Source organism: Acrocarpospora macrocephala (assembly GCF_009687865.1).
Lineage (GTDB): Bacteria > Actinomycetota > Actinomycetes > Streptosporangiales > Streptosporangiaceae > Acrocarpospora > Acrocarpospora macrocephala.
The window spans coordinates 95,546-104,103 of record NZ_BLAE01000040.1; the positions used below are offsets into that span (position 1 = coordinate 95,546).

Genomic DNA, 8,558 nt, shown 5'->3' on the forward strand with positions numbered 1-8,558 from the left:
CCATGACTGAAACGATGTTCACCTTGCCGCCCTCGCTGTACGTCCCGCTGCTGGACCTGGCCTGCGGCGCGTTCCTGCTGACCGGGATGATGGTGCTCTGGCGGCGCGACCTGGCCGCGATCGTCCGGCTGTTCGCCCTGCAGGGCATCGCTCTGGCGGCGCTGATCGTCGTGCTCGGCGTGTATGAGCAGGATGTGGAGCTGGTCGCCGTCGGACTCGGTGTCGGGGCGCTTCGCGCGGGGCTGCTGCCGTACCTGATGCGCCGCGCCCTGATCGCCGGCGGCGCGGGCAGGGAGGTGCGGCCCGTGGTGAACGTGGCGACCTCGCTGCTGGTGGCGGCGGTGCTGGCCATGCTGGCCTACGCCGTCGCCCAGCCCCTGATACGGCTGTCGCCCACGCCCGCCACCCAGGCCGTGCCGATCGCGCTGACCGTGCTGCTGGTCGGGTTCTTCGTCCTGGTCACCCGGCGCCGCGCGCTGTCGCAGGTGGTGGGCTTCCTGCTGATGGACAACGCCATCACCATGACCGCGTTCCTCACCACCAGCGGGGTGCCGCTCGTGGTCGAGCTGGGGATCTCGATGGACGTGCTGCTGGCCGTGCTGGTGTTCCAGGTTCTGACCACCCGGATGCGGGCCGCTTTCGGCGGCACCGACCTGGACGAGCTCCGGGAGCTGCACGACTGATGAGCACCCTGCTGATCCTCGCCCCCGTGGGGTTTCCCCTGCTCGCCGCCGGTGGCTGCGCGGTGTTCGGCTGGAACCGGGTGACCGCGTGGCTGGGCGCGGCGGCCGCGGCCGGGTTGCTCGCCGCCGCGATCGGGCTCGCCGTGACCGGGCCGGGTGCCGCGCTGTGGGGGCTGCTGCGGGCGGACGCGCTCAGCGCGTACATGCTGATCGTGATCGGCGTGGTGGCCCTGCTCGCGATGTCCGCCAGCCCCGCCTACCTGGCGGCCGAACTGGCCGCCGGGCACACCTGGCCGCGCGCCATGCGCCGCTACGGCGTGCTCACCCAGGCGTTCGTCGCCGCGATGGCCCTGGCCGTGCTCTCCTCCAGCCTGGGCATGCTCTGGGTGGCGGTGGAGGCGACCACCATCGTCACCGCCTTCCTCGTCGGCCACCGGCACACTCGGGAGGCGACCGAGGCGGCCTGGAAATACGTGGTCATCTGCTCGGTGGGCATCGCGCTGGCGCTGCTGGGCATCGTGCTGGTGCACTACGCGGCCGCCCACGTGGGCGTGGCCTCCCTGGACTGGACGACCCTGTCCCAGCACGCCGGCCGGCTCGACCCCGGGGTGATGCGGATCGCCGTGGTCCTGCTCGTGCTCGGTTTCGGCACCAAGGCTGGGCTCGCGCCGCTGCACGCCTGGCTGCCCGACGCCCACAGCCAGGCCCCCGCGCCGGTCTCGGCGCTGATGTCCGGGGTGCTGCTGTCGGTGGCGTTCTACGCCATCCTGCGGGTCAAGGTGATCGCCGACGCCGCCCTCGGCACCGGTTTCACCCGCCTGCTCCTCGTCATCGTGGCCCTGGCCTCCCTGGTGGTCACGGCCTTGCTGCTGCTGGCCCAGCGTGACTACAAGCGCCTGCTGGCCTACTCCAGCATCGAGCACATGGGGCTGATCGCCCTGGGCACGGCCATCGGCGGCACGCTCGCGCTGGCCGCCGTCCTGCTGCACATCCTCGGCCACGGGCTCGGCAAATCGGTGCTGTTCCTCAGCGCCGGGCACCTCCACCAGGCCGTCGGCAGCAGCCGCATCCACGCCGTGCGCGGCCTGGCGGCGCGCGCGCCGCTCCTGGCCGGAGCGTTCGCGCTCGGCCTGCTGGCCCTGCTCGGGCTGCCACCGTTCAGCCTGTTCGCCAGCGAGCTGGGCATCGCCAGGGCCGGCTTCTCCGCCGGCCTCGGCTGGGTGATCGCGCCGGCTTTCGTGCTGGTGCTGGTCATCGCCGCCGCCCTCGGCCGGCACGCCAGGGACATGCTCCTGGGCCCCGCCTCCCCGGCCGGCGCCATCCCCATGCCCCGCAGCGTGGCCGCCGCGCTGATCGCCGGGCTGGCCGCGTGCGCCGTCCTGGGTGTCACCGCCGGACCCCTGAACACCCTGCTGCGGACCGCCGCGGCCATCGCCGGAGCCCTGCCATGACCCCACGCACCATCACCCCCGGCGACCTGACCGGCGCGGCCACCGAGCTGATCGCCCGCGGCCACCGGCTCGCCCTGATGTCGGCCCACCAGCAGGCCCGGGGGTTCGGCGTGGTCTATCTGTTCACCGCCCCCGGCCTCGACCACACCGAACTCCACCTCCACCTGCCGCCGGACGATCCCACGCTGCCCAGCCTCGCGCGGGTGTCGTTCCCCGCCGGCCGCTTCGAGCGGGAGATCCGCGACCTGTACGGCATCACGCCGCTCGACCATCCGCAGCCGCGACGCCTGGTCCGCCACCACCACTGGCCACGTGGCTGGTACCCGATGCGTGCCGACGCGGGCCCGCCCCCCGCCTTCGGCGACCCCGAGGGACCGTTTCCCTTCCTCACCGTGGAAGGGCCGGGCGTGTACGAGATTCCCGTCGGTCCCGTACACGCCGGACTCATCGAACCCGGGCACTTCCGCTTCTCCGTCGTCGGCGAGACCGTCCTGAAGCTCAAAGCCCGGCTCTGGTTCGTCCACAAGGGCATCGAGAAGCTCTTCCAGGGCCGAGCCCCGGCCGACGCGCTGCCGCTGGCCGAACGGGTGAGCGGCGACACCTCCGTCGGCCACGCGCTGGCCTACTGCCTGGCCGTGGAGGAGGCCACCGGCACGGCGGTGCCGGAGGAGGCGCGCAGCGCGCGGGCGATCCTGCTGGAGCTGGAACGCCTCTACAACCACGTCACCGACCTTGGCGCCCTGTGCAACGACGTCGCCCACGGCATCCTGCACGCGCACGCGGGACGGGTGCGCGAGCAGCTCCTGCGTATCAACGACGAGGTCACCGGGCACCGGCTGCTCCGCGGCGGCGTGATCCTGGGCGGCGCGGCGCTCCGCGCGCTGCCCGACCCGGCTCGCCTGGCGGCCATCGGGGCGGACGTGGCCGAGATCGTCGAGCTCGCCCTGTCCCACACCGTGGTCGCCGACCGGTTCACCGGCACCGCGCTCCTGCGTTTTGAGGCCGCCCGCGACCTGGGCACTCTCGGCTACGTCGCCCGTGCCAGCGGTTTCGACGCGGACGCCCGCCGGGATCACCCCAGCGCCGACCTCGGCTCGTTCACCCCGGCCCTGCGCACCGGCGGGGACGTTTTGGCCCGCTTCCAGATCCGCGCGGACGAGATCGCCGCCTCCATCGCGCTGATCTCCTGGCTGGTCAGCAGATCGGCCTCCGGCCGGAGCACACCTCCTTCGACCGACCGGCCCGCGTCCGGGGTCGGGATCGCCGAAGGCTGGCGCGGCACCATCGTCCACCGGGTGGAGCTCGCCCCCGACGGAACGCTCGCCCGCGTGAAGATCGTCGACCCGTCGTTCTTCAACTGGCCCGCGCTGCCCGTCGCCCTCGACGGCGCGATCGTGCCCGACTTCCCCCTGGTCAACAAGAGCTTCAACCTGTCCTACGCAGGCAACGACCTGTAGCTGTGGGTCTCTTGCTCCTCGCTTATTCGTGTGCATATACTCGTACGCAAGTAATCGTGAACGAGGATAGCAGGGTGAGGGAAAATGCCGAAGCAGCGCAAGGTCAGCAACCTGCTGGCGCTCGCCGTGCTGTCCGCCCTCGTCCAGCGCCCCATGCACCCCTACGAGATCGCCACCGCACTGCGCGGCTGGGGCAAAGACCAGGACATGGAGATCAAGTGGGGATCCCTCTACACAGTCGTCCGCAACATGGACAAACACGGCCTGATCGAGGCCGTGGAGAGCGTCCGCGAAGGCCGTAGGCCCGAGCGCACCGTCTATCGCATCACCGACGACGGCCGCGCGGAGCTGGTCGACTGGGCGCGCGAGCTGGTCTCCACGCCCGTGCGGGAACATCCGCGCTTCCGCGCCGGCCTGTCGGTGCTGGCCGCCCTCCACCCGGACGAGGCCACGAGCCTCCTGCGGCAGCGGCTGGACCTGCTCGAAGACCACCTCACCGCCGCACGCGAGGAGCTGGCGCAGTATCTGCGGCAGAACATCCCGCGGCTGTTCCTGGTCGAGTCGGAATACGACCTGGCCATCCAGGAGGCGGAAGCGGCCTGGATCCGCTCGCTGCTCGCCGAGCTCACCTCGGGCGCCTACCCGGGTCTGGACGCGTGGCGGGCCTTCCACGAAACCGGCGAGATTCCGGCGGAGCTGACCGAACTAGCCGAAAGGACCAGCTCCACGGATTGATTCAGGGCCCCGGCGCGGTGCGCCAACACCACGCCGGGACCCTTTCCTCGAACCACACCTGGGAAGGCGCTCGGCCCGAGGCGGCAACCACGAGGATAGCCTGCTCCCTCCCAGGGCGGTTCGGACCTGCGATACCGATCACCCAAGGGAGAAGACCATGACCCAGGTAAAGACAGCGATCGTCATCGGCGGCGGCATCGCCGGCCCCGTGGCCGCACTCGCGCTCCACAAGGCGGGCATCACGGCAACCGTCTACGAGGCGTACCCCAGCACCGCCGACGGCATCGGCGGCACCTTCTCGCTCGCGCCGAACGGCGTCGCGGCCCTGCGCACCATCGGCGCGGCCGAAACCGTGACCGCGATCTCCACGCCGCTCCCGCGCATGGTCATGTCCGTCGGCGGCAAGCACCTGGACTTGCCCGGCCTGGCCGACCTGCCACCCATGCAGCAGGTGCACCGCAGCGATCTCTACCGCTCCCTGCACGACCGCGCCGTCGCCGACGGCATCACCATCGAGTACGGCAAGCGCCTGGTCGACGCACAGGAAACCGCTACGGGCAGCACCGCCAGATTCGCCGACGGCAGCACCGCCACCGCGGACATCCTCGTCGGGGCCGACGGCGTACGATCCACCGTGCGCCGCCTCATCGACCCGAACGCGGCCGGCCCCCTCTACACCGGACTGCTCGGCTTCGAGGCGGTCGCGCGGCACGAGGTGGACGCCGAGCCCGGCACGATGACCTTCGCCTTCGGCAAGGGCGGCTACTACCTCTACTGGCCGGAGCCAGGCGGCGGCACCCGCTGGGGCGTCAACCTGCCACAGGAACGGCCGATGAGCCTCACCGAGGCCCGCGCGGTGCCCTCATCCGAGTGGATGCGAACGCTGCGCGCCGCCTACGCCGACGACGACCCCGGCCGTGACCTGCTGCTGACCAGCGACGCCGACGAGTTGCAGGTGGTGGGATCGCTGCACATCATGCCGCCCGTGAAGCACTGGCATCGGGGCCGCATGGTGCTGGTCGGCGACTCGGCGCACGCCCCCTCCAACAGCTCGGGCCAGGGCGCCTCGCTGGCCATCGAGAGCGCGGTGCAACTGGCCCGCTGCCTGCGCGACCTGCCTGACATCCCCTCGGCGTACGTCACCTTCGAGCGCCTGCGGCGCGAACGCGTGGAGAAGGTCGCCCGCCGCGCGGCACGGATCAACCAGGCCAAGGCTCCGGGCGCGGTGGCCAGAGCGCTGATGCCCCTGATGATGCCGCTCCTGATGAAGACCGCCATGAAGCCAGAGAAGACGATCGGCCCCGAACAGCGCTACGTGATCGACTGGGACGCCCCGGTGACAGCGGATCTGGTGCATTCCTGATATCTCAGCGCCTGGTGGCACATTCACCGAATGCGCCACCAGGCGTTCGATCACCGGAGGCGGTTAGTGGCTGGTCGTGATCCTGGTCATGGCGGAGTCGTAGCCTCCGCCGCCCGGGTAGACCCACGCGCCGGTCACCGTGTTCCCGTCCTGGCTGAAGGTGCCCTGGTAGTAGGCGGGCGATCCCTTCTCGCCACCCCAGATGGTGAGGGTGTCGCCGTCCAGTTCGTACACGTAGTCGAAGGTCTCGCCATTGCTCCCGTAGTAGCGGGACTTGATGTCCTTGCCCGGCTCCTCCGACCCGAACGTACGCTCGCGGCCGATCATCTCCACACCCTTGATCGGCTTACCCTCCGACTCCATCTCGATGTCCTGAACAAGGAAGAAGCCACCCGCCAACCACCGGTAGGTGACCGTCCCCTGGGTCCCGCCCGTGACCCGCCACGCACCGACCAGCCGATCCAGGGCCTTGACCGCCGGGTCCGGGATATTCTCGGTCATGATCATTCCTCTCGTCGTGTCTCACCCGTATGACGGGCGGGCGAACTCAAAGGAATCGGTGCGCGCTCACACCCTCGTGGCCAGCCCGAACGCGGCGAACAGGTCGACGCCGAACGTGGTGATCTCCACGACCTGGTCGCCTTCGATCCGCAGGACGTCGAGGTTGACGGCGGAGAAATCACGCTCGCCGTCCCGCCGGACATAGTTGGCCACCGCGGGTTGCCGGTTCGCGGCGGTGCGCACCCCGCGCCACTCGCCCCAAGCCTCCGGCCCGACCAGGACCGGCCGCCACATCGCCAGGATCGCCTCCCGCCCGTCGTACACGGCCGCCAGCGGAGGCATCGTCTGCCGTGCGTCCGCACGCAACAACTCGGCCAGCGCCGCGAGGTCGGCTCGGTCGGAGGCCTCCAGGTAGCGTTGGAGCACGGCACGCTCCTCCTCGCTCGGCGGGGCACCCCGCCCCCAGTCCGAACGCCTTTCCGGCAACTGCTCGCGCATCGTCACCCGGGCCCGCTGCAGCGCGCTCTTGACCGAGACAACGCTCAACTCAAGCGCCGCCGCGGTCTCGGCCGCAGGCCAGCCCAGCACGTCACGCAGGATCAACACCGCCCGCTGCCTCGGCGGCAGGTGCTGGATAGCCGCCAGAAACGCCAGCTCAATCGTCTCCCTCGTGATCACCACCGCGTCAGGCTCCCCCTCCCCAGGCGCGGCCAGATCCAGCAAAGCATCCGGATACGGCTGCAACCACCCAACCTCAGCCATCGGCACCCGCATCCCATCGGCACCCGCCGCCACGACAACCTCCCGGCCGCGCGCGGGACTGGAGAGAACATCCAGGCAGGCATTCGTCGCGATCCGATACAGCCAGGCCCGAAACGTCGACCGCCCCTGAAAACTCTCCCGCTTACGCCAAGCTCGAAGCAGCGTGTCCTGGACAATGTCCTCCGCCTCGGTGAACGAACCAAGCATCCGATAACAGTGCACCCGAAGCTCATGCCGATAACGCTCCGCAAGCTCAGCGAACACCCCCTGATCGCCCGCCCGAACAGCCTCAACCATCTCGCTACCGCCCGCCTCACCCTCAGCCACACCACACCTCCCGCGCCCGTCCACCCTAGGACGGACGGCAGCGCACCACCTCGGCCTCGACCCGTCCCGGCCTTCTCACCACCAACGCCGTACGCAGAGGGTTCTGGGGTTGTGGAAGACGACCTCGACCGCGAGGGCGGCCATGACCGCCTGCTCTGCGCCGCTCAAACCCGCACGATTGAAATGAAAAATGAGGTGGTGGGCCAGGACTGCTCGCAGGCCGCGCTCCAGTTGTCCGTGGCGGTTCAGACGGGCGAGGGTCTGCCCGGCTTCGGCGAATGCGGTGAGCCAGGCCTGGTAGCCGGACAACGGACCGTCCCTGGCCGGGTCGCACAGGCAGGTGGCATCAGTGGTCATAAGGGTTCGCATCGCGTCGAGGAGTTCCGGGGCATATTCCGAGTCCGTGGGAATGGTGTTCCCGCGCGACCGGAGGTCACTGACCCTGGCCCATACGTCGCCCTGCTCGAACCAGTCCAAACCGGCACTACGCAACAGTGCGGAGCACAGCAGGATCGAGGTCTCGCGCTGTCTGAGCGGCCGCTCGGTCTTCAGCCAGCGCAGGAGATGGCGGCTGTCGGCGTGAAAGAGAGTGCATGCGGCGTCCAAGCCCATGGGTCCGCCGAAAGCGAGTGACTCGAACTCGCAGACGACTGAGGTCCATGTCATCGACTCGTCGGCTCCGGCCAGGGCGTGGAGTAACCTGTCGGCGGCCGTGGGGCTGGTGGGGAGCCACCGCAATCTCCACTGCTCCTTCCGGATGAAGAACCAGGTGGAGACGAGCCCGTGTTCTTCCGCGTTCCTCAGGGCCGGGCCGATGCGCGTCACGGCTAGGCGTTCGGCGTCGTCGGGGTCGGGGAAGGTGACGTTGGCTTGCCGCCATTGGCCAGGTTGCACAGGTGCCCCTTTCGGTCAGCGGAGGAGCAGGCAGGCGTCCCAGAAACTGGCGGGTGGAGTGCGGTGGGCGAGGGTGTGGAGGGCAAGTCCGTACCCGGCTTGTCCAGTCAGGAACCCCGGAGGTGTGCCGGTCCCGGCTGAACCGTCCAGGAGCAGTTCGGTGACGCGGGCGAGTGGCAGATCGTGGGGGGCCAGCGTGTCGGCCGCGAAGGCGGTCACGGTCATGAACAGTCCCGCCGTTCCGTGGCACAGGCTTGGGTCGCCGATGCGCCGGAGCTGGCGTGGGTCGTTGAGGCATCCGATCAGGGCGGACTCGCTGGCGAGCCTGCGGTCGGTGTCGCCGATCGCGAGTGCCGCGAGCTGCTGAGCGCGCGCGATCCCGGGA

9 protein-coding genes are annotated in these 8,558 nt (G+C 70.1%); 5 read left to right on the plus strand and 4 right to left on the minus strand.

Annotation, left to right across the window (positions count from 1 at the left end; all coding sequences use genetic code 11):
* Positions 1-2 precede the first annotated feature (2 nt).
* From Amac_RS32355 to Amac_RS32375, 5 genes are all read left to right on the plus strand, one after another.
* Positions 3-683, plus strand: coding sequence for a hypothetical protein (locus Amac_RS32355; protein WP_246264670.1), 681 nt, complete (start codon positions 3-5; stop codon positions 681-683).
* Positions 683-2,134, plus strand: a complete 1,452-nt coding sequence (locus Amac_RS32360) for a proton-conducting transporter transmembrane domain-containing protein (protein WP_155358213.1) — start codon at positions 683-685, stop codon at positions 2,132-2,134. The genes Amac_RS32355 and Amac_RS32360 overlap by 1 nt, the downstream gene beginning before the upstream one ends.
* Positions 2,131-3,591 carry a hydrogenase large subunit gene (locus tag Amac_RS32365; protein ID WP_155358214.1) on the plus strand — a complete coding sequence of 487 codons (1,461 nt, stop codon included), beginning with the start codon at positions 2,131-2,133 and terminating at the stop codon, positions 3,589-3,591. The genes Amac_RS32360 and Amac_RS32365 overlap by 4 nt, the downstream gene beginning before the upstream one ends.
* A gap of 84 nt (positions 3,592-3,675) precedes the next feature.
* The gene (locus Amac_RS32370) at positions 3,676-4,326 is read left to right on the plus strand and encodes a PadR family transcriptional regulator (RefSeq protein ID WP_155358215.1); all 651 of its coding nucleotides are present in this window, start codon (positions 3,676-3,678) and stop codon (positions 4,324-4,326) included.
* A gap of 157 nt (positions 4,327-4,483) precedes the next feature.
* On the plus strand, positions 4,484-5,689 hold the full coding sequence (locus Amac_RS32375; RefSeq protein ID WP_155358216.1) for an FAD-dependent oxidoreductase: 1,206 nt from the start codon (positions 4,484-4,486) through the stop codon (positions 5,687-5,689).
* 63 nt (positions 5,690-5,752) lie between these two features.
* Here Amac_RS32375 and Amac_RS32380 read toward each other — a convergent pair whose 3' ends face one another.
* The 4 genes from Amac_RS32380 to Amac_RS32395 form a co-directional block, all read right to left on the minus strand.
* A complete protein-coding gene (locus Amac_RS32380; protein ID WP_155358217.1) occupies positions 5,753-6,190 on the minus strand; it encodes a hypothetical protein in 438 nt (145 codons plus the stop codon).
* Positions 6,191-6,256: 66 nt separating this feature from the next.
* On the minus strand, positions 6,257-7,249 hold the full coding sequence (locus Amac_RS32385; protein ID WP_155358225.1) for an RNA polymerase subunit sigma-70: 993 nt from the start codon (positions 7,247-7,249) through the stop codon (positions 6,257-6,259).
* A gap of 105 nt (positions 7,250-7,354) precedes the next feature.
* The gene (locus Amac_RS32390) at positions 7,355-8,173 is read right to left on the minus strand and encodes a thiopeptide-type bacteriocin biosynthesis protein (protein WP_155358218.1); all 819 of its coding nucleotides are present in this window, start codon (positions 8,171-8,173) and stop codon (positions 7,355-7,357) included.
* Between the two features lie 15 nt (positions 8,174-8,188).
* Positions 8,189-8,558 (minus strand): lanthionine synthetase LanC family protein (locus tag Amac_RS32395; RefSeq protein WP_281356369.1); only part of this gene is annotated, 370 nt, incomplete at its 5' end.

Coding starts and splice junctions, on each gene's coding strand:
- Amac_RS32365 (WP_155358214.1), top strand. CDS start 2,131: ATGACCCCACGCACCATCACCCCCGGCGACCTGACCGGCGCGGCCACC.
- Amac_RS32355 (WP_246264670.1), top strand. CDS start 3: ATGACTGAAACGATGTTCACCTTGCCGCCCTCGCTGTACGTCCCGCTG.
- Amac_RS32375 (WP_155358216.1), top strand. CDS start 4,484: ATGACCCAGGTAAAGACAGCGATCGTCATCGGCGGCGGCATCGCCGGC.
- Amac_RS32370 (WP_155358215.1), top strand. CDS start 3,676: ATGCCGAAGCAGCGCAAGGTCAGCAACCTGCTGGCGCTCGCCGTGCTG.
- Amac_RS32380 (WP_155358217.1), bottom strand. CDS start 6,190: ATGACCGAGAATATCCCGGACCCGGCGGTCAAGGCCCTGGATCGGCTG.
- Amac_RS32360 (WP_155358213.1), top strand. CDS start 683: ATGAGCACCCTGCTGATCCTCGCCCCCGTGGGGTTTCCCCTGCTCGCC.
- Amac_RS32385 (WP_155358225.1), bottom strand. CDS start 7,249: ATGGTTGAGGCTGTTCGGGCGGGCGATCAGGGGGTGTTCGCTGAGCTT.